The following is a 22,901-nucleotide window of genomic DNA, read 5'->3' as shown; positions in this document are numbered from 1 at the left end:
GCGTGATTAGCCCCTGCTCCACCAGCGGAATTGGCATAAGATGCTGTCCCGGATTTACGGGGCAAAACTACGGAAATTCACATTTTTGTCCAGTAGAGAATCAAACATTGGAATGCACTTACAAGTTTCTATTGAAGCTCAAAACTCTTCACTCCAAGATTCCAGTCCACTGATTTTCTCCTCCATCCGCTCCATGCACTCCATGATTTCCTCAAATTCCGGCGTTTCCCCAAAGATCATATTCTTCATATGCTCGTAATCCTCCCGCAGGAGGGGCAGGCAGTCCGTTGGCGGCAGCAGCCGCATCGTACCCGGTTTTGCCAGCTCATAGTGGGCCGAACCCGCCGGGTAGAACCGCTCCTTGAACCGCACCACCCGCTCCAGCAACGCCAGATCCCCATACGCCGCGGACTTGACCGGGGATTTGTCCATGCACCACAGGTCATAGTAGTGCCGGGAATAGCGGGCGGGGAATCTCCCGTTGGTACGGAAGGCCTCCTTGTGCAGGATGGTCACCTTTTCCCAAAAGGTACGCTCCGGAGCCACGGCGAGGATAGATGTTGTGGGATGCTCGAACACCTGGGGATACTGCTGGGCGGCGTAGCTGGCGACTTCCACTTGTTTTGCGGGCGTCCAGGCCGCCAGTGCGCCGATCTCCAGCCGAACCACCGGTAAGATACTGCCCTCCTGAAACGACTTGGGATAGCCGAAGCACACCGTCTGAGGATCGTCCTCTTCGATATAGAGGGAAAACCCGTCATTCAACAGCTTCCCAAAGTCCGCCTGCAATTGCGGTAAGAAGGTCTCCCGCAAAAATTCCTCCGTCCGGGCATTGGCTTCCTTGTTGAATTTGTCCTGCCGGGTCTTACTCCGCTCCGCCCAAGGCTCGTCCTTTTCATACCCCAGCAGCCGCCAATCCAGGATCAAATCGATGTCCTCGGAAAATCGCTGGATCAGCCCGAAGCATTTGGACAGGCTGGTACCGCCCTTAAAGGCCAGATGCTCTGCCCAGGGGCAGTCGTGGAACAGGTAGTCCAGCGTCCAGCAGACCCAGAAGTCCTTTTCCACAATGCCTGGACTCATTCCGCACTTTTCCGCAGTATTTCGGAACAATATCTCCCGCTCGGAAACAGGAATTCTACTGATATGTTTCATTCCGCTTTCTCCAATTCGCAAATTTCCTTCACAGTTTCAAATATCCAGGCTGTGCTGTGCTGGGTTTCCTCCAGTAAACACGCCTTTTTTTCCTCTGTCAGTGCGGCAGACAGCTTTCTCTTCTCGGGGGCTCCGATATTTTCTTTCCCCAACGCTTTCAGGGCTTGGACCACAAGCGCAGACACCGGCGAGAGCCTGTCGATGTCCCGATTTGCCGTATGCTTGAATTCCAGGTCCGTCTTGCTAATCTGATAACTCCGATATGGCCCATTGCTGATATAAGACCACACCGCCGGGACCTGGGTAGACAGTCCCAGCAGATTCAGCGCCGTGTCGCCGCAGGGAACGATGGTCCACCCAAAATTCCGGGCAATGGCTTTGGCCACCTCCTCCACTTTGGGCGCCGCCCATTCTTGAAGCAGTTCGCTATACCGGGGGCGGTCGTAGACCCCCCGCAGGATACGTCGGATGCTTCCCGTCTCCGTCATGCGGGATAACGCCTTGTTTACCACCTGCGTATCGGCAATATCCAGGAAATCTGATGTGATAAACGTGCTTCCTTCGGGGAACGAAGCGATCCGCGCCTCAATCCTCTTTTGATAATCCGGTCTGCTCATAGTCTCACCTCGTCAGAAAAATTATACCATTTTTCTGACAAAACAGCAAGTGACTTTATTAAAAACTCGTCAGAAAAATCGTGTGATTTTTCTGACGAGTTTTTGCCCTTATGTACCAAACCCCATCCGCCTCCCCAGCTCCAGCATCCCCCCGCAGAACCGCTCCCATGGCTCCAATGTTATCAGCGACGGGTCGCCCTCACGAATGCGCATGGTGCGGCGAATCTCCTTGGGGATTACCACCCGGCCAAGATCGTCCCATTGTGTCAAGCAGGTACAAACAATTTTTGAATTAAACCGCTGACGCGGTGGACAGCAGCAACTGGAGTTGGAGCGAAAGCGCAAACTATAGTAAATCAACAAAAGCAAAAAAACTTGGAATTCGTCCTTGACAAGGGTATCTCCCGGTGCTATAATGTGCTTTGCACAAGAAAGCAGGTACGGTTCCCCGTCCTCACCCCAGGCCAGAGCCAAAGGGTTAACATGGAGTAACACCGCCGGGTATTCCGGTGTTGTTTTGTTGTGATGTGGGGGCCATATCGGCAGCCCACATTTTATTTTGTTTGGAGGTGCTTTCCCATCGCTAACACAGGTCATCAAACCAATGAAGATATCCGGGATAAAGAGGTACGCCTGATCTCTGAATCCGGTGAGCAGCTGGGCATTATGTCCTCCCAGGAGGCTCTGCGCCTGGCTGAGGAGCGGAGTCTGGATCTGGTGAAAATTTCCCCCAATGCCGTCCCCCCCGTGTGCAAGCTCATGGACTACGGCAAGTACCGGTTCGAGCAGACCAAGCGCGAGAAGGAAGCCCGCAAGAATCAGCGGGTGGTGGAGATCAAGGAGATCCGCATGTCTCCCAGCATCGATGTCAACGACTTCAATGTGAAGCTGCGCAACGCTCAAAAGTTCCTGTCCGAGGGCAACCGGTGCAAGGTCACCGTCCGCTTCCGCGGACGCGAGATGGCCCACACCAACATCGGCCAGGATCTGCTCCTCAAGTTCGCGGAGGAATGCGGCGAGATCGCCGTGATGGACAAGTCCCCCAAGCTGGAGGGCCGGCACATGTCCATCTTCCTTTCACCCAAGCAGACAAAAAGTAAGTAAAGGAGTTCAAACTGTTATGGCGAAGAAAATCAAGATCAAGACGCACAGCGGCGCCAAAAAGCGTTTCTCTCTGACCGGCACCGGCAAGGTCAAGCGGGCCATGACCAAGAAGCGCCACCTGCTCAACGGCCACGGCAAAACCACCAAGCTGAAGCGGGCCCTGCGCGGCACCACCATCGCTGACAAGACCAACGAGGCCGCTGTCAAGCGCATGATCCTGTACAAGTAAGACAGAGGGAGGGAACGAACAATGGCAAGAGTGAAAGGCGCGATGATGACGCGCAAGAGAAGAAACAAGATCCTGAAAATGGCCAAGGGCTACTGGGGGTCCAAGTCCAAGCACTTCAAGATGGCCAATCAGGCTGTGATGAAGTCCGGCGTGTACGCCTACACCGGCCGCAAGCTGAAGAAGCGTGACTTCCGCAAGCTGTGGATTACTCGTATCAATGCCGCCTGCAAGATGAACGGCATGAACTACTCTACCTTTATGAACGGTCTGAAAAAGGCTGGTATCATCATCAACCGCAAGATGCTGGCTGAGATGGCTGTCAATGACAAGGCCGCTTTTACCCAGCTTACTGACACTGCCAAAAAGGCTCTGGCCTGATTTGAACGTTAAGAGCGTCCCCGGTGGGGGACGCTCTTTTTGAGCATATGGAGAGTATGGAATTAAAACATCTATATGAGCTGATTGGCTTGCAACCCAACATTATCAACCAGCTGGAGCGGGCTGCCCGCGAAATATCCTGGGAACAGACCGAGCCGTATCTGGAGCGGCTGCTAAACGCAGACACTGCCCCTTCCACCTGCCAGGAGCTGAACAAACTCCTTTCCGACAGCCCCAGTCATTTCAAACTGCTGCTTTGTTACCTGGAGTGCGTCCAGCGTACACATCAGCGCTATCAAGACCAGCATATTCCAATCCAGATTTATATCGATACTATGAAGTGCTTTCCCCGATTTCTTGCAGAATGCGAGCAGGAAACCGGGCAGATGTACTTTGACCGGGGCTGGTGGGCCTACCGCCAGACCAGTATGCAGATTTTCCGCCTTGGAGTGTTGGAGTATGAGTTTGACCGGCTGGAGGGGGAATCAGTTATCGCCCTGCACATCCCTTCAGATGCGCGGCTGACGGCAGAGGCGGTGGACCGTTCTCTGGAACAGGCGGGGCTGTCGGCTGCGCCTGTGGAATACTATAGCAATCATCAAATTTGCTGCCATGTGCAGGGGCGGCCTTTGGCCGCCTCTGCATGTTCGGTGTCAGCATTTTTTAGGTTGTTATTAAGAAAAAAGTTGTAATTACCTCTTGACAATTTTGAAACATTTGCTATAATAGCACTTGTCCCTGTGAGAGTAGTGTAAATAGCCGGATTGTGTAAGGGTAGCACGACAGACTCTGACTCTGTTTGTGAGGGTTCGAATCCTTCTCCGGCTGCCACAGAAAAACCCGCCGAAAGCCTTGGAAATCAAGGACTTTCGGCGGGTTTGCTATTTGCCTATCAACCTATGAATTGCTCAAAAACAGCTATTCAAGTGCAGTTAGGTGGTGGAAAAGGTGGTGGAACTTTTTTAGTGCCTGGCGTTTTCAATTCCCCATATTCAGTCCAATCAGTCCCAGGGTCTCACTCAAGGGCCTTTGGAGCATAGAAGTTCCGATGGTCACCCCGTTCACTGTGATACTGTGGTCATCATAGGTGTTGGTTACCGGGTTATAGCCCGGGGCCACAGCGGGCCTGACAGGGGCCAGGTCGCTGGTAGACAGCAGTCCATATTCTCTCTTATATCTGCTGTAATCATCATTTTCCAAACTATACAGCGAAGGAGAACTGACTCCCCGGCCGCTGTAGTCATCCCAATAAGCCCAAGGCCTCGCGGTGATCTGGCCGTCGGAGTAGTCAAAGATATCCCATTTTCCAGAGGCCGGGTCATAGTTGGCTCCGATCATAGCCCCCAGACGCTGGTTTTCTGCCATCAGCCGGTCCCGTTCTGCCTTGCTGGTGGCAGCTTCCCAGGCGTAGGCATTGGCGATCATTTGGTCGATGATCTCCTGGCGGCTCATACCTTCCTGTCCTCCAGAGCCGCCATTCCCCCCGTCGTCTGGGTCAAATCCTCCACCGTTTGTTACATCCTCAATGGCGTAACCCAAATCCCGGAGCAATTCGGTCACCCGGTCCACCTGGTCAGCCATAGCGGGGGTGCCGTACCGGGCAATATCATTCAGAATCTCGCTCAGGTCCCGAGCGGGCGTCTCAATGCTCTTCTGGATATCCTTCCAGGTGTCCATCCAGTCGTCGTACTGCTTTTCAGCCAGCTTTTTCCGCTCTTCGGCGGCTTTTTTCTCCGCCTCAAGGGCATCAAGCTGCTGGCTGTACTGCTCCTTCAGGGCCTCATAGTGGTCCTCCCAGGCTTTTTTCTCCTCCTCCTTTTGGTTAATCAGATTCTGGATGTAGTCCTGCCTGGCCTTGCTCTCCTTCTCATAGGCGGCTATCTGCTTGCTGATGGCGTCGATCTGCTTGTTAATAAGGTCCTTCTGCTTGTCCAGCAGCTTCTTCTGCTCCTCCAGGGCCCTGATCTGTTCCTCCAGCCGTTTGACAATCTGCTTGTGGGCCTGTTCCTCCTTGTAGTCTTGAAGCTCCTTCTCCGCCTCCTCCTTGGCCTTCTCCGCATCGGCCAGGGCCTTTTCGGCTTTCGCTACGGCCTCCTCGTCTGATCTCCAGGCCCACACGCCGTCCTTGAGGGTATAGACATTCCTCTCGTTCCGGGCGGTCTGGAGGGCCAGCAGAGCCTCCTCCACGGCCTTTTGAGCCTCCTCCACGGCCAGCTGCTTTTTCTGGAGGGCCAAGGCCTCCTCCTCCCGGTCTTTCTGCTCGTTCCAGGCGTCGTTTACCCGGTCCAACTCCTCGTTGGCCTTGTCGATCTGGTCCTGAATCTCCTCAATGTGGTCGTCCAGCCCCTTGATATAGGGTCCCATAGAGCCATCTGGGTTGAGGGTGTAGTAGCCTTTGATTTGATCCTCCAGGGCGTCCTTCCGCTCATTCAGAGGATCTGTCAGGGCCTCCAACCGCTTTTTCTCCGCCTCCAGCTGGTCGTTGAGCTTCTCCAGGGTATCGTTGATGGGTTTGAGGATTCCCTCCAGCTCCTTGTCGTACTGCTCCAGGATATCGTTGATATCGTCCATCCGGTCCTGTATCTCGTCGATTTCGTCCCCGATGGCGTCAATATCCCCCTGGGCTTTGTCAAAGATGTCGTCAAAGGCCCGCTCCAGCTCGTCCCAAAGGCCTTGCTGCAAATCCCGGATGGAGTCCTTGTCTCCCCAGATTTGGCTCTCCAGGTCGAAGATTTTCCCGTTGTTGGCTCCGCCAATATTGTTCTTCTCCAGGGCGGCTATTGGATATCTCATTGGCTCCGTCCAGAACCCGGGTCAGGGCGTCGATATTGCCCTTGTACTTGTAGGCTGCGTCCACCGCCAGCAGGAATTTGTTGGCGGTCTCCTCGTTCACGTCGCCCACCACCTGCGTCTTGGCGGACAGCTCGCCCAACTGGTCGGACAGGGCCCCATAGCCCGCCTGAGCCCACTTGGTCACAGAGGCCAGGTAGTCGGAGGGGGTGGACCCCAGCGCCCCGGCTACCTCAAAGGCGTTATCCTTCAAACGCTCCATCTCCGCGTCCGTGGCTCCTGTCACCTTTTGGATGGACACCATTTCCGCATTCATGGCCTTTAGCTCCTTGGTGGCCTTTTGGATATTCTGGGTGACAGACCGCAGGATGATGGCCCCGATCTTGCTGTAGCTCTCTTTCAGCTTTTCCTGGCTGTCCGCCGTGGCCTGCCGGGCCTCCGCCTGAGCGGTCTTCTCAATGGCCTGTTGGGTCTTCTGCGCCTCTTGGTAGGATTTCTCCCGGGCCTCTGCGGCGGTGGCCGCCTCATTCATCCCCTGGGAGAAGCTGATGTTTATCTTCTGCCCGTTGATTTTTGCAATCAGCCGGTCAAGCTTGGTCAGGTTTTGAAGTGCCGCCTGGTCTCCCTCTGTGGTTACTTTCAATTTTACAATTTCTTCTGCTGCCATACTATTCCTTTCCTTTCTTAAATTAAAAAAGAGGTCATAGACCGAGTGTTCTAAACTCGACCTATGACCTCAATTGGCCCTTCTATCCCTGTCAATTCAGGGTAGGAAACAGCATTTAATTGTTAGGACATTATACCACAACTTTGCAGGCAGTGCAAGATAAAATTTCATTTTTGGCTAAACAGTTTTGCAATCTTTCTTATGTAACGGTTCCTTTTACTATAAGTAGGTTGGGCCCTTGGGCTGAGGAGTGATGTATCGGGGCTCTGGGAGATTAGCATATTTTCTCAGTGTTTCCACCCATTCTTTTGCCATACTTTTAACAACCGGGTCCAAAATAATGCTTTTAACCGTTCTGAAATCCCCCTTCGGATGATATTGAATCTCTAAAGCATGTGGGACCTTAACTTTCTCCGCACGGGTGCGCCCCTTTGCGTCGATGGCGCTGACTACAGCCATCGTTTCGCCGCCAATCAGGCCTCCTACAATACCCTCGGCAAGAGGATTTAGGGCTTTAGTAATAGTCTTTTCCCAAGGAATAAAGTTTACTTGAACGATTTGGCTGAATGGAAGAATGGTCTTATTTTTTTGGACCTCAAACTCTACCCATTCACTATTTTTGTCAGTGAAAACACGAATACGCTCTTGGAGAGAGGCTCCTCCAAGTCCCTCTAAATGGTCGGATGGAAGGCCCCACTGGTCTCCGCTTATTTTGAAAAAGTCTTTAATTCCCAAAATAATCACCTTTTCCCATAGATGATGATTAATTTTACCACGCACAGCCTGAGAACTCAAGGAAAATTTAGACTTCCTCTCCAGTATCATTCATGGTAAATCCTGCATGATATGTGCAATCAAGTGCTTTTGCAATTTCCAATAGTTCTTTTTCAGAAAAATTATCTCGACCCATTTTATTTGAGAGATTTTGACGAGACTGTCCGGTTTTTTCTGCCAACTCGCCTAATGTAATTCCACGGCGACCTAAAATAACTTTGATCTTTTCACCCATACTGAGAGGCATAAAGCCACCCCCTTCCTTACTTTTATAATATACACTGTAAAATGTACTATGTCAACAACAAAAAGAAAAATAAATAAAAAAAGAAATTTATATATTGACATCCGAAATTAAAAAGTGTACAATAACACCAACCCCAGCAAAATCAATAAGGAGGAAAAATCATGAGTGAAATCGAAAAAATGCAGCGGTACATAGAGCGAACGGAATTACCTGCTGATCTGCACGACAAATACTGCTTCTGCTTGGGCGAGCTGGACGAAGTGTGGAAATTTTCTCAGACCGATATGTTCAGTGCCCTATGTCTGCTCTTTGAGTACGGAAAAGCCAAAGGTTACCGGGCCGCTAAGGCGGAGAGGAGAGCGGTGGTATGAACAAGCTGCAAGTGTTCCTCCACGGAAATACTGAGGTGGTGGACAGTCGAGAAGTGGCTCGGATGGTGGACCGCCCCCACAATGATCTGATGAAGTCGATCCGGTCCTACTGCGAATATTTAGGACAGGGAGATTTCTCCCAGTCCGATTTCTTCATTCCGCACACCTACATCAACAGTCAGAACAAAGAGCAGCCCTGTTACCTCTTGACCAAGAAGGGCTGCGACATGGTGGCGAACAAGATGACCGGGGAGAACCAAACCCTTGCCCTGGAGGTCCTGGAACATCTTCAGATATAAAAGGAACCGTTACGCAGATGTAACGGTTCCTTTTACTATAAGTAGGTTGGGCCCTTGGGCTGAGGAGTGATGTATCGGGGCTCTGGGAGATTAGCATATTTTCTCAGTGTTTCCACCCATTCTTTTGCTGTGCTCTTAACGGTCGGGGCCATTACGACACTTTTAACCGTTCTAGAATCCCCTTTCGGATGATACTGAATCTCTAAAGCATGTGGGACCTTCACTTTCTCCGCACGGGTGCGCCCCTTTGCGTCAATGGCACTGACTACAGCCATCGTTTCGCCGCCAATCAGGCCTCCTACAATACCCTCAGCGAGAGGACTTAGAGCTTTAGTAATAGTCTTTTCCCAAGGAATAAAGTTTACTTGAACGATTTGGTTAAAAGGGAGGATTATTTCTTCTTGGCACTTCAAAACAACGTGTCTCTTGTCCGGCCAAGTCCTAAGGGCTATATGAGCGTTATAAGCAACACCATTCAACCCCTCCAAATGTTCTCCCGATAATCCCCATTGGTCTCCATCTAGCTTGAAAAAATCTTTAAAACCCATACTTCACACCTCTGTTAGGAAATTTATCTTCAATAATCACTGTTGTCGGGTACATATTCCATAATATCGCCAGGTTGACAGTTTAAAATAGTACATAATTTATTGATTGTTTCTGTATCGACCCGTCTGCTCTTTGTAAGCGGCCCTGACAACACCTTATCTAAAACTGTTCCATTTATACCCATCTGGCGGAGGTCCCACTTTTTCAGCCCTTTCTCCTCCATTAGGCTTTTAACCCTTTCCATGGATATAGACAATTCTATCACCCCACTTTTTTATTTAGTGTAGCATTTCCTCTGTCCAAACGCAAGTACAATATTGCACAAACAAGTGTACACAAGTTTGGACAAAATGACCCTTGTCATTTTGTCCATGAGCGTGTACAATAACACCAACCCCAGCAAAATCAATAAGGAGGAAAAATCATGAGTGAAATCGAAAAAATGCAGCGGTACATAGAGCGAACAGAATTACCTGCTGATCTGCACGACAAATACTGTTTCTGCCTGGGTGAGCTGGACGAAGTGTGGAAATTTTCTCAGACCGATATGTTCAGTGCCCTATGTCTGCTCTTTGAGTACGGAAAAGCCAAAGGTTACCGGGCCGCTAAGGCGGAAAGGAGATCGGTGGTATGAACGAGCTGCAAGTGTTCCTCCACGGAAATACTGAGGTGGTGGATAGTCGAGAAGTGGCTCGGATGGTGGAGAAGCAGCACAAGCACCTTCTGCGGGATATCCAAGGGTACATTGATGTGATGGAAAATTCTAACCAGTCCAAATTTGGACCCGTTTCCACTGAGTCCAAATTTGGGCCGAGTGACTTCTTCATCCCATCCACTTACCAGGACAGCAAAGGCGAGGCCCGCCCCTGTTACCTGCTGACCAAGAAGGGCTGCGACATGGTGGCGAACAAGATGACCGGGGAGAAAGGCGTATTGTTCACCGCTGCTTATATAACCGCCTTTGAGAGGATGCGGGAGTGTATTCAGGAGCAGGAGCTTTCCCTGGATGCCTATGCAGTGGAGCAGAGGGCCTTGACCACAGATGACTACCTGAAAGCCGCTCTTATCGTGTCAAACTGTAAGAATGAACGGCTGCCCTATGTGTTGAATTTCCTGGAGCAAGGTGGGTTCTCAATACCCCGGGTCGAGTCCATTAATCCGCAGCTGTACCCGTCGCCGTATGCCGTCGGACAGCTTATTAACGAGGCTATCAAAGAATATGGCTTTACCACAACACAATTAGCTGAGATTACAGGAGTCAACAGAGTTCTGCTGAGCAACTACAAAACCGGTATACGGTTGCCTGGAAACACAAGAGCAGCATATCTGGTCCGCGTCCTCACGGAGACAATAGACCGCGCCAAAGCAAACCGAAATGCCTCCGTAGTAGTCTGAAATCGCTGATTGTGAACCACCCGCCTGACGATGGCCCGCTGGGTACGGGCCGAAACACTCCATACCTGCATAAATCAGGAAAAGATGCAGGTGTGGAGTGTCGCGGGAAACCCATCGGCACAGGGGGAGTCAACCGCCGCCCCTTTGACATATATGCAGCTTGAAAATCGCAAAAAAAAGAAGCCCCCCGCAGGGGAAAACCTGCGGGGGAGGGGAAATTTTTAGAGAACATAATCGACGATATTCTTCTGAAATTCCTCCATTTTTGAAACAGCCTCTAAGTATAGATTGGGAGTATCGTTTTTCATATCCCCAATCTCTCTGAACATAGCACCTTTATGAAGCGGCATTTGTTTATGTACCCTGATAAAGCATTCAGCATTTAAACTTAATGCTGCCCTTTCCTGCGGAGGAATAAGAATATCATAATAGGAATTCACATTCTGGCGCAGGGTAATGGTCGAAATAGGAAGGACAGTATAGTCATTATCATTTGGGCCTCCGACCACTAAAACCGGCCTTGTTTTCCTTTGGATGCAATTGGTCCTTAAATCAAAATAATCGACTCTGGAGAGGTAGACTTTCCCAATCAAGGATCGACAACCTCCTCTTGAGCATCATCAAATTCATCGTAGTACATATCCCAAACATGGTCGTAAGGACGCACTTTCTTTGCATCCTCTCGAATATCCTCAAGCTTTATTTTCCTGCTTCCGTTTTCTCCTGCTCTCAGGCCAATCCTTGCATTCCTCCAAGACGTCTCTTGATGGGAAAGCTCACTGAGTTTCCACGAAGCTAAAGATCCGTATTCGAGGATGACATTGTTTGCAATATATTGAATTTCATCCGGAACTTCTTTCATTGGGCATACCATTTCTCCCTCACAGTAATGGTTTCGTACATCCCGACTTACCGGGCCGAATTTCCAGCCCTCGAAGTCACCATCAAATGCCGGCTGACCCGTGATTGCGAAAGATTCTCGCTGAATAAAATAGAGCAGCTTATGCAATTTCATCTCGTCAAGGCGTTCTTTGGTTAACTCGCTGTATCGCTGGACAACATACGCCGCCACGTCAACAATTTTTACCATGGTATCACCTCCACTTTCCTTGCATTATACCACGATATTGGCTTAATTCAAGGCTTGATAGCTCATTTCCCTAAAAAATCAAATTTTGCCAAGTGCGCTGTGAATCCACTGCCTCTAGGAATAGGAAATATCAAGCTGCCGCCGATCTTAAAAACCCAACAACTTCCGAGGCGTCAATTAACTGCTGAACTTCGCTTAACATAGCGCTCGCCTCCTTCTATCTTCTAGTATACTCTATTTTTGGACACAAGTAAACCATCTATCCATTCTAAACAATAGAAAAATTTTTCATACTGAGAACCACCCGCACAGATGCAGAAAGAAAGGAGCTCCCTATGACCATAGAGCAAATTGCCGCCGCCGTCCCGGCGTACCTGGGCTTTTATGACGACAAATCACCTAACACAAAGGAACTGAAGTGTTACGCCCTGAGCTTTTTCATTGACTTTATGTCAAAGGAATACCCCGGCCAGGAGCTGACCCCGGAAATGGTCCTGGAGTACCGCCGGTCCATGTTCGGCCTGGAGCCCAACACCATCACCCAGTATATGCGGCAAATCCGCAGTGCCATCTCCTTTATGCTGCAGGCCCGCATGGTCACGGGGGAAAATCCAGTTCCCACCCTGTTTGTCGGCCAGGAGAAATACCAGCCCTACGACAATCTGCTGACCCACGACGATATTCAGCGGATTCTCCGGCCTGACTACATCCCGGAGGTCATCAGCGGTCGGGTGTATCTCCGGGCCCGGGCAATGACCATTCTGACTCTTGCCTCCGGGCTTCGGCTGGCAGAGCTGCTGACCCTCACCCCGGAGGACCTGGACTGGGAGAGCGGCAAGGCTGTGGTTCGCCACGGTAAAGGAGACAAGCGCCGTCTGGTGCCCTTCCCCGCCATAGCCCAGGAGGCGGTAAAGCAGTACATGGACCATCAGCGCAAAGCCTGCCCGGAGGGTATGCCGCTGTTTGTGAACGCCTTGAAGAAGGGGGGCTATAAGCTCCTGAACAAACGTACAGCCCAGTACAACATAACAGCCTATGTGGAGGCTATGACGGGGCGGAAGGACATCTCTCCCCACGCGCTGCGCCACTCGGCGGCTTCTTGGTGGGTGTCCTGCGGCGTCTCCATGCGGGAGGTGCAGACACTTCTCGGACACAGCAAAATCGAAACCACAGAGCGCTACGCCTCCCTGGTGGCCCCAGACACCGCCCCCATCCGCAGCGCCAACGCGGTTATGGCCGTGGCCTTCGGCAAGCCAGATTAAAGGTTAATCTAACACCATCCCTCTAAATAACCGGATGGTGTTTTTTTTACCTTCTCGAATCAGGATGACACTCCAAATCTCGAGATATTATTTATTAAATATACAACGATTGGATATAAAAGTAAATAAAGAGAATACATATAGAAAAATTTTGTCGTAATTTGCTAAATCAAGTCCTATTTTTTCTCTTATTTTGACACCCAATTTTGGTAAAATATGGTTTGACAAAAAATGAAATTGATATAAAATGAGGTTGCAGTATGATGTCCTTTTTACTTTTAAAACCGGGAATCTATGCGCCATTAAAAAAAGAGAGGGGCTATAGTTTTATGGAAGAAGGCAACAAATCGGTTCAGACTGATGAAAAGGGGGATAGTAAGGGCAAAGCGTGGTGGGATATCAGCAAACCGATGTTGGCATTGATATGTACTATAGGTGGTATTCTATTGTCCTTAGTAATTACCTTAGGATTGTCTAATTTTTATACCCTACCAGTGCAAGTGGAAAACTTTGGAGATAGAGTTGAAGATTTATCAGAGAATTTAAAGTCATTCAGTGAAGAAATGAGAGAGACGGTTAAGGAGCTTGGCAATACTGATGCGGCTTTTTGGGAAGAACTCTATGAAATAAAAGCTTCTGCAAACGGCACAATAATAAATGCGGCAGCATCTCAGGAATTTTCCTATGAAGTTTCTCGAACCTTGAATGCACCAGACTTACCAGGCAAAGCACCAGTTGTCCAACTTCTATCTAATACCGTTGTAGCTCGCAGCTCTGAATCGGGGCAGGAGTTAAAAGTAAGTGACTTGGCAAACCACAAGATTCTTTTGCCATATGAAAGCGGGGGGCAAGAGGTAGTTTTTTATGGATATATCAATGAAAATGGGCGCTGGGACGGAAATTGTATTATAAATACCTATAGAGACAATAAACTGGAATTGATTACTGATGCGATTTATTTGAATGGTAAGTTGCTCAGTTGCAAGCAGGTCTTTTATTATAAAATGAGTTCTGAAAAAATAGTTTGGGCATATGCGGATCGATTGAGCGAAGAAAGCTTTAGTACGGGTGAAACTTGGCTTTACGCCAAAGAGGACGATTATTTCAAAGACTTTGATTTGAGTAGTGCTACAGAAGATGATGTACTTACGGCAGATGGATTTCGTGAAATAATTTGCGGCAAAAAGATTGCTTATTATTATGGTAACACTGCTGATGGGTACTTTAATGATATAACCGGAAACGCCTATATGATTCACTACTTTGAAGATGGATCGGTCAAATTACTCTATTCAGGAAATTTTGTCAATGGTTTGTGCAATGATTCAACCGGGAACGCTTGGCAAATTGTTCGAGAGGAAGACACAAAATACATGTGTTATAAAGGACCGTTTAAAAATAATCAGGCAAACTATACGAAGAGAGTAAGGTCGTTCCCATCTCCCCTAAGTTCACTTGAACCTGATAGATTAGAGGAATTTTGGGACTGTTGGAATGACAGCAGTGTCCTGGTTTATCTTGGAAATTCAATGAGCCGCGAAGATATAGACTTAATTATAGGGGACAGAAAATTTGATGGCGACGGTGTGTTAGACTGGGGCTATCTAGACGATATAACGATTTAAAAAAAGCGGTTGCTGCATCTTGGTGGCAACCGCTTTTCTTGTACTTTAATCTTTGCAGAAAAAATCGATTTTTGAAAGATATTATTTCACCACCACCGCATTACTCAGCCCATATAGCCACTCAATAGTCACGGTGTCCCCCGCTTTTGCGCCAGACATGGTGGACACATAGGGCAAGTCCATCACGGCGTCGTCGTAGGGCTCCTTCACCCCCATTGTGGTCCCGTTGGGCGGGGTAGCAACGGTGACGGTTTTCCGTCTCACGCAGTTTTTTGTGGCGTCCTGGATAATCTTCCGAATCCACGGTTCCAGGGCCTTCTGAATAGCCCTAACCTCGTCTTGACCGTTCATATCGGGACCACCTCCAGCAGCTCCCAGCCGTGTGGGCACGGGGCCTTGAGTCGTGCGGACTCTGGGCTCTCTGCGTCAACACTAGCTCTCGCTGTCGCACCCGAGGGGGTGCGTAGTATGATCTGATAGGTTCTGGTGATTATGTTTGTTTTCAGCATCGTCAGTTCCTCTTAATTAACCAGCGCATAGGCAGCAGCATTAGCCGGAGTGAAATACCCAGACACTACAACAAACCGTCCATCTCCATACGCAGCGCGGGTCCAGTTTTGCTGTTCCGGAAGTTTATACGCAGTCCAAGTCTGAGCATCGGTGGTGCTTACAGATTCCTGTGACGCAGACCCGGTGGACATTTGGTTCCCAACTGCGACAAATAAGCTGTCTCCATAGGCGATTCCCCAGACAGATGCTGCAGGTTTAATTATAAAATTATTATTCCAAGTTTTTCCACCATCTTTGCTCCAGAACAGCACCCCGTTTGCTGGTCCGCCAGCCAGGAACATGCCATTTCCATAGGCGATAGCTCGAAGGCCGGTAGGAACAGAAGCGGCTCTACTCCAGTTAACTCCATCCACACTTTCGACAGCCGCTCCGTCTGTATTTACAGCAACAAATTTTCCTTCTCCGTATACAACACTAAAAAACGATCCTGAGAAAGGAAGATCAGCTTTCTGCCACGTAATGCCATCTGCGCTGTATGCTGCACTCCCAGATTGCCCCAGCATGACATATTTTCCGCCGCCGTAGGCAATACACATCCAGTTGCCGATTGGGACAGTCGTTTTTGTCCAAGAACTGCCGTTTGAGCTGTATGCGCCGGTGCCCCCCCTTGCGGCAACAACAAATTTACCGTTGCCGAAGGTGATATCCCACGGAACATCCCCTGCATCAAGTGGAAGTGTACCATTTGTCCAAGACACTGCGTTTGATGTGTACGCAGCCCTTTGTGATGCACTCACCGCAACAAACCTTCCATTCCCATAGGCAACTCCCGTCCAATTATCGGTTGCCGGCAATGTGCTTTTTTGCCACGCAGAGAGGGTCTTCCCGTTTGGCCAAAATTGTCGTGCTACGCCGTTCACCCCTACATAGCCTTTTACCACTCTTCGGGCCTTACCATTTACTCCAACATAAATTTCTTTGACCTTCCGGGCCTTCCCAGCCACACCAACATAGGCGTTTTTTGCCATTACGCACCCTCCTCATTCATACACAAGGTAGACCGCTCCGGTAGCCAGCGAACTGGACCCGGCAGTAAGGTCAGTGGAGTTGATAGTAATAGGTGCGGTTCCAACATCGGAGGCTGACAGAGTGATGTTTGCCGTGAGCGCTTTCCCATTGATTGTACGATAGGCAGGAACTGCATTTATTTCTGCGGGGGTGGGCAGCCATGTAGACGGTCTCGCTCCAACCATTGCTGCGGTATAGTCCCCGCTTTGAGGATTTACTACCCCTGTGCGCCCGTTGAAACTGGTTACACCGGTCGTTCCTCCCCCGCCCTGATCCAGCTTTTCCAGCGTATCACTGATATCGTTCAAGTTTTGAGCGCTGATGGGCGGACGGGCGTTATCAATCCATCCCGGATTTTTGTATTTTCCGTTTACAATAGGCATAATTTTTCTCCTTTCATTCTCCTGGCATAGGCGCCGCCGTGGCCAGGGGGAAGTCATTCACTGAGGTACAATTGAGCTGCATAGCCCCGGTTTGACCAATAGGGCGGGAGAAGCCGGTGAGCAGATGCCGCTCCACGGGAGAACCGGGCTTGTCTGTGCGCTGGATGGTGACCAGGTTGTTCTCCGTTAGGTGAAAAATCTGGCTGGTCTGCACGGTGACCGACTTCTGCAGCACCGTGTTCCGTTTCAGATAAAACTCCGCCAGCTCCTGGCATTGCCCATCTGCGTAATAGGCCGTCTCGCTCCGCCGCTGGGTCCTGTAGCCCAGAATATTCACATTGGTATCGCTTCTCGGGTCGGCGTTTATGGCTCTCCCCGTGGGGATAGGCTCGTTCTCTTTCAGGGCCGTCCCCCGGACGATAATATCATTGTAAACCTCGGTGTTCTTTATGGTGTAGGTACACCCCAGAAAGGTGGTCCGCTCCGGGGAGAGCTGATACTGCACCGGCTTGTCCGTGTCCAAAATGTCCTCATAGGCGGCGTCTACCCGGAAATGTCCCGCCTGGTCGTAGCCCATCCAGCCCACCAGCATCTTGTTCACCTCCAGCAGCACCTCTGCATAGGTGCCGTTCTCACTCTCGCACCGATAGGTGTAAGGGGCCGTGAGCCAGCTCGCGGTGGTACCGTCGGGCAGAGTGACGGTGCGGTCGTTGTAATAGGTGGTGAACACCGGGGGCACGTTGTCAATGGGCTGTCCGTTCCCCCTCCCCTTCTGGAGCAGCGTGGTCACTGCGTTGAACAGGTTCTCCCCCCGGCTGATCTGGTATGTCCCTTCCAGGTTGCCGAACAGCGTCCCGTCCAGATAGGCCCACTTGTCCGCCAGGGTGTACCGGGCCGTCTTCCGTCCCGGCTCAAAGGTCTCCTCTGGATCCTTCACGTAGAAAACCCCCTGTGGGAGGTAGTAGTCTGTCCCGTCTGGAAGGACCAGCCCTTCCATCAGTCGTATCTGCTGGCCGAACCACACCTTGTTCACATTGAAGTCATACTCCCCATCCAGGTTGGACAGGGTAATGGCGGCCTGCCTCCTCTGGCCGTTCTGGAGGTTGACTGTCAGCTCCCCCTCCTGGATAAACGCCCCGGCGCGGCGGTTTTTGTGGTTATTGTCAATAGAGAAGGCCAGGGAGCCGTCTGGTTGTAGAAAGTCCAGCCGTGCCAGTTTGAGAAACGGCCCCTCCAGGGCGTTTAAGTACGCTGCCCAGCGTTCCCGGTCGGTCGTAGCTATCTCCTCCTTAAAATCCTTGACAGGTGGTATGGTGTACGCTATAATGCGCATCTATTGGTGATGAAGGTGGCTGTAATGACGAATACCAATATTACTGTTTTTCGGAAAAATGTGTTTGGTTTTGTGGATCAGGCAGTGACCTATGGCGATGTGGTGAATGTAACAACAAAGAATAGAAATGCGGTTATCATCAGTGAATCTGATTACAACAGCCTGCTGGAAACCATGCATCTGTGCTCAATTCATGATGTGGAAAGCAGCATTGAGAAGGCTGAAGCGGAGCCTCTAGATGGCTGTGTTCCATACGATCCAGAGGAGGCGTGGTAATGTACCACGTGGACTCATTACGAATATCTCCATTGGGCCGCCCTTCCGGGCGGCTTTTCTTTGACTTTATATGGCGGGGCCAGCGACAAACACTTTGTCAGTGTCTGCGTGTGTGAAAAACAAATCTCTCACAATGTCATAAAGCCCGACCTCTCCATCCGGGTTAATACATGGTACATAGTGGCAAAGCAAGTCATTTATTTCATTAGAAGTCGATTCATATACTTTTAATTCGTAAAATTCAAAGTTTGATTGGGAATCAAATCTTTGTGTAATGCTGGTTGCACTGTATCTGTAATAATAATGTCTTGCAAATAGCGGATATGTATTTCTAGCCCCAATTGTAGCTATACCCAAATTAAGAACCAAATCTGCGCCATTAAAAACAAACTTCTTTTTTGGAAGATCAATAATTATTGAAGATTTATCCTGCGTAACTGAATATGGGGAGGTTATTTTGTAGTCACCGCCCCCATAAACAGTTAAAATGTTTTCAGAACGATATACACGGTAATTATTCTGAGTTGCAGATCCAGAGGTTGGTCTATAGTAATAGTACCGCCCAGTAATGGTGTCTTCACTTGAATCGGCAAAATCTAAAAATTTAACAGAAAATTCAAATCTTTTTGAGCTGTAAAGATTGTTAGAGTTTTGGCCCGGAATGTTCAAATTTTCAATGTAGGTAAGGTTTGGATTACTGATATACTCCACTTCCGTGTACCCTTCGGGCAGTCTAGAGGTTTTTGCAAACACCGCCACCAGTTTTCGGTCTCCTGTCACAGTGAAGGTATACTCAGATTCCTCGCTGACAGTAATATCGCCACTTACTTCCGGGCCAGCAGTAAAAGTATCGGCTCCTGCATTGGCGTAGAATATACCATCCACAAGGTCGTATAGACCAATAACGCCGGAAGGGTCGGAGCAGGGAACCATCTTTTGAACAAGAACGCCTTCTTCGTAATTTTCAAAAGAATAGAGCTTGCCGTAAAGGGAATAGTTAGCATGTGCGCCCCCCAACAATAAAACAGAGGGTGTCGAAGCGAAATCAGTCGGCACAGTAATGCTATAAATAGTTCCATCAAGCGAAAAAGTCCCATTTTGAAGGTCTATATCTGCTCTGTGCCGCTTCGGGACTGTTGTGTCAGGATCGGGGTTTATATTTGTCAATGTGGTGCCGTTGTTCCGAATCACGAATTGTACTCCGTTTCCCGCCTGATAAAGTAGCCCAGCGGTTGTATCTTCTGCCCAAATAACAAATTTAGGGTAGGAAGTTCCTCCTTTCATAGTAACCTCTATATCGACAACATATTTTGCTTTTGAGGATAAGGTCTTCCCTGTATCAATGTAAGTAAACCCCGCAGTCGCCTGGATATATTCCAGTTCCGTGTAGCCGGTTGGGAGCCTTGACCCTTCAGGTTCCTTCCACGCTGCAAACTCGTACCCATCCCCGGGATTAGCGGTAACGGTGGCCCGCGTACCCTCCTGATACTCCCCCGCTCCGGTCACAGTTCCACTTCCAGTGGGGTCGATAGTCAGCGTTACAGTGTAAGTCGGGATAAAGGACAATTCCGCCTCATACTGCGTGGGGATGTTCACGGTTTGAGTGGCCCCGGCGGAGAGGGCCAAGCTAAAATTTTCCTGTACCTCCACTTCCGTGGCGGCGGATTGGTTTCCGTTCAGCGTGGCGGATATCGTCCATGTGCCGCCATTGGGCAGGTGGAAGGTGGCCATCCCAGTAGAAGTCTCTGTCAGGGTGGTAATCCCATCTGTGGCGGTCACCACCGCCCCGGATTCCACTGTCACCACCAGCAAACCGGCGTAGGTGGGGGAGACTGGATCCAGCGTCCCAGTCACCACGTTGCCGCTTTGGTCGATTAGTTCCTTGTCCTTCAAAAGGTCCCCTGCAGTTCCGGGGTTCGTCAGCGCAGGAAGAACCGTTCCAGTCCCCGTCACCTTCCCTGTGCCGTCGTGGTAGCCTTGGGGAATAGTGTAGCTTTCCCCGCCTGCCACGCTCACCTGCTGGGGCGGATTGTTTGGCATCGTCCCGGTCACAGGAGCGTTCTTCTCACTATAAAACTGTTTCCCCGCCAGAACCTCTCCCGCCGTTCCGCTGTTGGCCAGCGGCTCCAACCTGGGGTCGCATGTCACCTGATAGATTCCAGGCCCCGGCACTTCAAAACTCACTGTTCCCATACTTTTACCCCCAATGTAAAAATTTTTTTGCTGTAGATAATTTATTTTCAATAATATTTGCTGCTACTCGATATGCAGGGTAAACAAGGTCAAGAAACGGGGCAGATGCAACACGATCGATTTTGGTTTTGTCCTTGGTCACGAAAAAGTACTTCTCTTAAAAACTGATTCGTAACTCACTGCCCTCCACCCGGAGGGCAGTTTTTCATTGAATTACCTTCGTCTGAATAAACCCGTTCCCGGTCACCGTTACGCTGGCCCCGGAGGGTCCGATTGCGGTCAGAATGATTGGCCCTGTGAACACCAGCCCGGCATAGTAGGTTAGGTCGTCGTTTACCGTGATGGTCTTCTGGTCAGAATCTGCCCCCAGAACTGCGCTCACGGCGTAATTTCCGTAGGCGGGGGGATAATACACCACGGGCCCGATCCAGGTCTGAGAGAGGACCACAGAACCGTTTGCGGTGATAGTCACAAGGGCCCCAGCGGGGGCCGTCACCACAATGGCCGCCCGGTCTGTCTCCTGCTTTTGCCCCGTTCCGCCGTTCCAGTCCCCCGGGCCACTGATGATGGACATACCCTCCGCGTCCCCTGTCTCCACCCAGGGGAAGGTCCCAAAGTAGGGCTGCGGGACCTGGTTGTCTCCCGTCTGGAAGGATACCGCCGCCCCGGTCTCAATTTTCCACAGGTTCCCCTTCCGGTCCCGGAGGAACTTGGGGTCTGTACTTACGGACAGCGCCCGCAGGGCGTCCGCCTGTTCCACTGTGTCAAAATATCGGTTCTTTTCAAAATCTACCTGTCCGATATACCCTGTCAGTGTGGAGCTCTGGTAATTGAAAGAGCTGGGCTGCCGGTTGGGATAGGGGGTAAAGTTCTGTAAGAGCTGTGGGGCGTTGTTGTTGGTGATGGAGTCCGTATTTACTGAGTTTCGGAAGACATGGACCTCCTTCACATGGTAGGTTTTGTTATCCAATTCGGTCTTCATCACCGTCCAGTTCCAGAACATGGGGGTGATGGGGTTGGAGATCAGCGGGGCGGATACGTAGGTCCTGGCCCCCAGGACAAACAGATAATAGATGTAGGTCTCCTGATTACGAAATCCTTCGTCCACCAGCGTCGACGTGCCGATATCCAGATTGGCCACCAGTCGGAGCCGACTCTCCCCCTCCTTCCTCCGGTACAGAGCCACACCTGTCACAGTATCTCCTACAGGAGCGATATTTCCCCCGTTCAGACCCTGATAAAACCCGGCCATAAAGCGGGTGTCCAGTGTCCAGGCTGGCTCGTAGGTCATGTTGGTCAGCAGATCATTCAGCAACGCCCCGGAGACCTCCCCGGCCATCACTGTAAGCCACTGGCACCGCTGTTCTCCGTGAAGAGTCAGTGCGGTAATGTCCGGCTGCACCCAGGTCAAGGGGTAAGTAATCTTCCTCCAAGAGTAGCTCCCGCCGCTGGGAAACAGACTGTTTCCGGGAGACAACTGCGTGGTGGGGAGAAGACCTCCTTGGGAGACGATGTGGTAGAAGTGCATTTCTCTGGGCGTTATCACAAGGCGCATGGGCCAATCCGGTTCAATCCCCGACATGGAGTTTGACCAGAGAGCTATCCCGTTCAGCTCCAGCCGTACCGAAGAGGGTGTCACTGAAAAGGTTAGCCCAGGTACTACGGTCAACACCGGGGCGGTCCCTGCGGCCGGGAGATACCCGGACCAGGCCAGGGTCCATGGAGCGCCGATGTCCAGCTCTCCCCCATTCTTTTGGTTCCAGGTCACTGAAGACCCAGCTGGGAGATCCAGCACTCCGTCCTGGATGGCATAGGGACCAGAAGCCGTCCCGGGGATGTAAGACACCAGCGGCCACCGGAGGGTAATCCCCTCAATTGGGTGGCGGCAGGCGTCCACATAGCCCAGCATGTCAGACACCTGGTACTCAACGGTAAAATCCACCCACCCGGTATCCGCCTCTACACCGTTCTCCGTCTGGATCATACACCGGACCCGATAATCGGTGCCCGTAAACAGCCCATCATAGCTGACTTTGATCTCTCCGGAGCCGTAGATGTTCCCGGAATCCTCCAAGGGTTCGTTTTCATGGCCCGCCTCACATAGCAGCCACCGGAACCAGTCCAGCCCGTCTCCCTGAGCCTGCGTATAGTTGGCGGTAAAGCTGGCCATCCGCCCGGAAATGGGATTTATAAAACTCTGAATGTTCAGGGTTGGAGCCGCCCGGGTAATGAAGTAGGAGGGGGAGATCTGCTGGATGCTCCCGCCGTTCCAATACTGGGTGATCTGCAGCTTGTACCCATCGGCAAACCCGTTCACCAGGTTCGGGTTTGGGATTGTCACACTGTAATACTTCGTATCTCCTGTGGAACTCACTCCCCAGAAGGGAGAGATGTTCACCACGCCGGAGGTGTAGACCCGTGTGGATGAAACAGTATTCTGAAAGATGTCAATCTGATACCCCGTCATGGCGGAGTTTCCATTTACCTGCCAGGACACTGTCAGTGGCTGGCTGGCATCCACTGTCCCGCCTCCCTGCCCGGCGAAGGAAGATGGGAATATATTTGTCGGCTGATATAGCGCCATGA

Annotated in this window: 27 protein-coding genes, 1 tRNA gene and 1 pseudogene; 12 read left to right on the top strand and 17 right to left on the bottom strand. The window is 50.6% G+C overall.

The features are described 5' to 3' along the window. Positions 1 to 138: 138 nt before the first annotated feature. From NFS22_RS15685 to NFS22_RS15675, 3 genes and pseudogenes are all read right to left on the bottom strand, one after another. Positions 139 to 1,155 carry a nucleotidyl transferase AbiEii/AbiGii toxin family protein gene (locus NFS22_RS15685; RefSeq protein WP_251318646.1) on the bottom strand — a complete coding sequence of 339 codons (1,017 nt, stop codon included), beginning with the start codon at positions 1,153 to 1,155 and terminating at the stop codon, positions 139 to 141. After that, a complete protein-coding gene (locus tag NFS22_RS15680; RefSeq protein WP_251318645.1) occupies positions 1,152 to 1,772 on the bottom strand; it encodes a DUF6088 family protein in 621 nt (206 codons plus the stop codon). Before NFS22_RS15680 ends, NFS22_RS15685 begins: the two co-directional genes overlap by 4 nt. Before the next feature lie 189 nt (positions 1,773 to 1,961). Further along, a pseudogene (locus tag NFS22_RS15675) lies at positions 1,962 to 2,057 on the bottom strand (AbrB/MazE/SpoVT family DNA-binding domain-containing protein); the annotation flags it as partial. Positions 2,058 to 2,297: 240 nt separating this feature from the next. Here NFS22_RS15675 and infC point away from each other — a divergent pair. From infC to NFS22_RS15650, 5 genes are all read left to right on the top strand, one after another. After that, the gene (infC, locus tag NFS22_RS15670; RefSeq protein ID WP_251318644.1) at positions 2,298 to 2,876 is read left to right on the top strand and encodes a translation initiation factor IF-3; all 579 of its coding nucleotides are present in this window, start codon (positions 2,298 to 2,300) and stop codon (positions 2,874 to 2,876) included. 16 nt (positions 2,877 to 2,892) lie between these two features. After that, entirely contained in the window at positions 2,893 to 3,105 is a 213-nt protein-coding gene (gene rpmI / locus NFS22_RS15665) for a 50S ribosomal protein L35 (protein WP_251318643.1), read from the top strand. Between the two features lie 21 nt (positions 3,106 to 3,126). Continuing rightward, a complete protein-coding gene (gene rplT / locus NFS22_RS15660; RefSeq protein ID WP_251318642.1) occupies positions 3,127 to 3,483 on the top strand; it encodes a 50S ribosomal protein L20 in 357 nt (118 codons plus the stop codon). 56 nt (positions 3,484 to 3,539) lie between these two features. Continuing rightward, entirely contained in the window at positions 3,540 to 4,175 is a 636-nt protein-coding gene (locus NFS22_RS15655) for an acyltransferase domain-containing protein (RefSeq protein ID WP_251318641.1), read from the top strand. Positions 4,176 to 4,240: 65 nt separating this feature from the next. Continuing rightward, positions 4,241 to 4,314, top strand: a tRNA-Gln gene (locus NFS22_RS15650). Positions 4,315 to 4,461: 147 nt separating this feature from the next. Here the strand turns inward: NFS22_RS15650 and NFS22_RS15645 are convergent. The 4 genes from NFS22_RS15645 to NFS22_RS15630 all read right to left on the bottom strand — a co-directional run bounded on the left by NFS22_RS15645 (position 4,462) and on the right by NFS22_RS15630 (position 7,961). Next, positions 4,462 to 6,165 carry a YkyA family protein gene (locus NFS22_RS15645; protein WP_251318668.1) on the bottom strand — a complete coding sequence of 568 codons (1,704 nt, stop codon included), beginning with the start codon at positions 6,163 to 6,165 and terminating at the stop codon, positions 4,462 to 4,464. Beyond that, a complete protein-coding gene (locus NFS22_RS15640) occupies positions 6,125 to 6,940 on the bottom strand; it encodes a hypothetical protein (RefSeq protein ID WP_251318640.1) in 816 nt (271 codons plus the stop codon). Before NFS22_RS15640 ends, NFS22_RS15645 begins: the two co-directional genes overlap by 41 nt. Before the next feature lie 219 nt (positions 6,941 to 7,159). Then, positions 7,160 to 7,765 carry a hypothetical protein gene (locus NFS22_RS15635; RefSeq protein ID WP_251318639.1) on the bottom strand — a complete coding sequence of 202 codons (606 nt, stop codon included), beginning with the start codon at positions 7,763 to 7,765 and terminating at the stop codon, positions 7,160 to 7,162. After that, positions 7,743 to 7,961, bottom strand: coding sequence for a helix-turn-helix transcriptional regulator (locus NFS22_RS15630; RefSeq protein WP_251318638.1), 219 nt, complete (start codon positions 7,959 to 7,961; stop codon positions 7,743 to 7,745). Before NFS22_RS15630 ends, NFS22_RS15635 begins: the two co-directional genes overlap by 23 nt. Positions 7,962 to 8,122: 161 nt before the next feature. Between NFS22_RS15630 and NFS22_RS15625 the strand changes: the two genes are divergently transcribed. Continuing rightward, complete coding sequence (locus NFS22_RS15625) at positions 8,123 to 8,332, top strand: hypothetical protein (RefSeq protein WP_251318637.1); 210 nt, start codon at positions 8,123 to 8,125, stop codon at positions 8,330 to 8,332. Continuing rightward, positions 8,329 to 8,631, top strand: coding sequence for a Rha family transcriptional regulator (locus NFS22_RS15620; RefSeq protein WP_251318636.1), 303 nt, complete (start codon positions 8,329 to 8,331; stop codon positions 8,629 to 8,631). Before NFS22_RS15625 ends, NFS22_RS15620 begins: the two co-directional genes overlap by 4 nt. A gap of 35 nt (positions 8,632 to 8,666) precedes the next feature. On the opposite strand, the gene NFS22_RS15615 is transcribed toward NFS22_RS15620, so the two are convergent. Both NFS22_RS15615 and NFS22_RS15610 read right to left on the bottom strand, forming a co-directional pair. Continuing rightward, positions 8,667 to 9,179: a hypothetical protein gene (locus NFS22_RS15615; RefSeq protein WP_251318635.1), complete on the bottom strand. Its 513-nt coding sequence runs from the start codon at positions 9,177 to 9,179 to the stop codon at positions 8,667 to 8,669. A gap of 29 nt (positions 9,180 to 9,208) precedes the next feature. Beyond that, positions 9,209 to 9,403, bottom strand: coding sequence for a helix-turn-helix domain-containing protein (locus tag NFS22_RS15610; protein ID WP_277614816.1), 195 nt, complete (start codon positions 9,401 to 9,403; stop codon positions 9,209 to 9,211). Positions 9,404 to 9,604: 201 nt separating this feature from the next. On the opposite strand from NFS22_RS15610, the gene NFS22_RS15605 reads away from it, so the two are divergent. Both NFS22_RS15605 and NFS22_RS15600 read left to right on the top strand, forming a co-directional pair. Beyond that, complete coding sequence (locus NFS22_RS15605; protein ID WP_251318634.1) at positions 9,605 to 9,814, top strand: hypothetical protein; 210 nt, start codon at positions 9,605 to 9,607, stop codon at positions 9,812 to 9,814. Then, a complete protein-coding gene (locus NFS22_RS15600) occupies positions 9,811 to 10,575 on the top strand; it encodes a Rha family transcriptional regulator (protein WP_251318633.1) in 765 nt (254 codons plus the stop codon). Before NFS22_RS15605 ends, NFS22_RS15600 begins: the two co-directional genes overlap by 4 nt. Before the next feature lie 221 nt (positions 10,576 to 10,796). On the opposite strand, the gene NFS22_RS15595 is transcribed toward NFS22_RS15600, so the two are convergent. Together NFS22_RS15595 and NFS22_RS15590 are read right to left on the bottom strand one after the other, a co-directional pair. Continuing rightward, positions 10,797 to 11,168, bottom strand: coding sequence for a type II toxin-antitoxin system PemK/MazF family toxin (locus NFS22_RS15595; RefSeq protein WP_251318632.1), 372 nt, complete (start codon positions 11,166 to 11,168; stop codon positions 10,797 to 10,799). Next, positions 11,165 to 11,665 (bottom strand): Panacea domain-containing protein, encoded by a 501-nt coding sequence (locus NFS22_RS15590; RefSeq protein ID WP_251318631.1) that lies wholly within the window; start codon positions 11,663 to 11,665, stop codon positions 11,165 to 11,167. Before NFS22_RS15590 ends, NFS22_RS15595 begins: the two co-directional genes overlap by 4 nt. Before the next feature lie 335 nt (positions 11,666 to 12,000). Between NFS22_RS15590 and NFS22_RS15585 the strand changes: the two genes are divergently transcribed. Continuing rightward, positions 12,001 to 12,927, top strand: coding sequence for a tyrosine-type recombinase/integrase (locus NFS22_RS15585; RefSeq protein WP_251318630.1), 927 nt, complete (start codon positions 12,001 to 12,003; stop codon positions 12,925 to 12,927). Positions 12,928 to 13,187: 260 nt separating this feature from the next. Continuing rightward, positions 13,188 to 14,552 (top strand): hypothetical protein, encoded by a 1,365-nt coding sequence (locus NFS22_RS15580; RefSeq protein ID WP_251318629.1) that lies wholly within the window; start codon positions 13,188 to 13,190, stop codon positions 14,550 to 14,552. Between the two features lie 81 nt (positions 14,553 to 14,633). On the opposite strand, the gene NFS22_RS15575 is transcribed toward NFS22_RS15580, so the two are convergent. The 4 genes from NFS22_RS15575 to NFS22_RS15560 all read right to left on the bottom strand — a co-directional run bounded on the left by NFS22_RS15575 (position 14,634) and on the right by NFS22_RS15560 (position 17,846). Beyond that, a complete protein-coding gene (locus tag NFS22_RS15575; protein WP_251318628.1) occupies positions 14,634 to 14,903 on the bottom strand; it encodes a hypothetical protein in 270 nt (89 codons plus the stop codon). A gap of 170 nt (positions 14,904 to 15,073) precedes the next feature. Continuing rightward, complete coding sequence (locus tag NFS22_RS15570) at positions 15,074 to 16,090, bottom strand: hypothetical protein (RefSeq protein ID WP_251318627.1); 1,017 nt, start codon at positions 16,088 to 16,090, stop codon at positions 15,074 to 15,076. Between the two features lie 12 nt (positions 16,091 to 16,102). Continuing rightward, positions 16,103 to 16,513, bottom strand: coding sequence for a hypothetical protein (locus NFS22_RS15565; protein ID WP_251318626.1), 411 nt, complete (start codon positions 16,511 to 16,513; stop codon positions 16,103 to 16,105). Between the two features lie 13 nt (positions 16,514 to 16,526). Beyond that, positions 16,527 to 17,846, bottom strand: a complete 1,320-nt coding sequence (locus NFS22_RS15560; protein WP_251318625.1) for a hypothetical protein — start codon at positions 17,844 to 17,846, stop codon at positions 16,527 to 16,529. A gap of 24 nt (positions 17,847 to 17,870) precedes the next feature. On the opposite strand from NFS22_RS15560, the gene NFS22_RS15555 reads away from it, so the two are divergent. After that, positions 17,871 to 18,122 (top strand): type II toxin-antitoxin system Phd/YefM family antitoxin, encoded by a 252-nt coding sequence (locus tag NFS22_RS15555; RefSeq protein ID WP_251318624.1) that lies wholly within the window; start codon positions 17,871 to 17,873, stop codon positions 18,120 to 18,122. A 66-nt stretch (positions 18,123 to 18,188) separates the two neighbouring features. Here the strand turns inward: NFS22_RS15555 and NFS22_RS15550 are convergent, their stop codons facing one another. Together NFS22_RS15550 and NFS22_RS15545 are read right to left on the bottom strand one after the other, a co-directional pair. Then, a complete protein-coding gene (locus NFS22_RS15550; protein ID WP_251318623.1) occupies positions 18,189 to 20,315 on the bottom strand; it encodes an InlB B-repeat-containing protein in 2,127 nt (708 codons plus the stop codon). A gap of 205 nt (positions 20,316 to 20,520) precedes the next feature. Then, positions 20,521 to 22,899, bottom strand: a complete 2,379-nt coding sequence (locus NFS22_RS15545; protein WP_251318622.1) for a hypothetical protein — start codon at positions 22,897 to 22,899, stop codon at positions 20,521 to 20,523. Positions 22,900 to 22,901 lie beyond the last annotated feature (2 nt).

This window comes from Flintibacter muris (genome assembly GCF_943192995.1).
GTDB lineage: Bacteria > Bacillota > Clostridia > Oscillospirales > Oscillospiraceae > Lawsonibacter > Lawsonibacter muris.
This window is presented reverse-complemented; position numbering and strand designations above follow the sequence as displayed.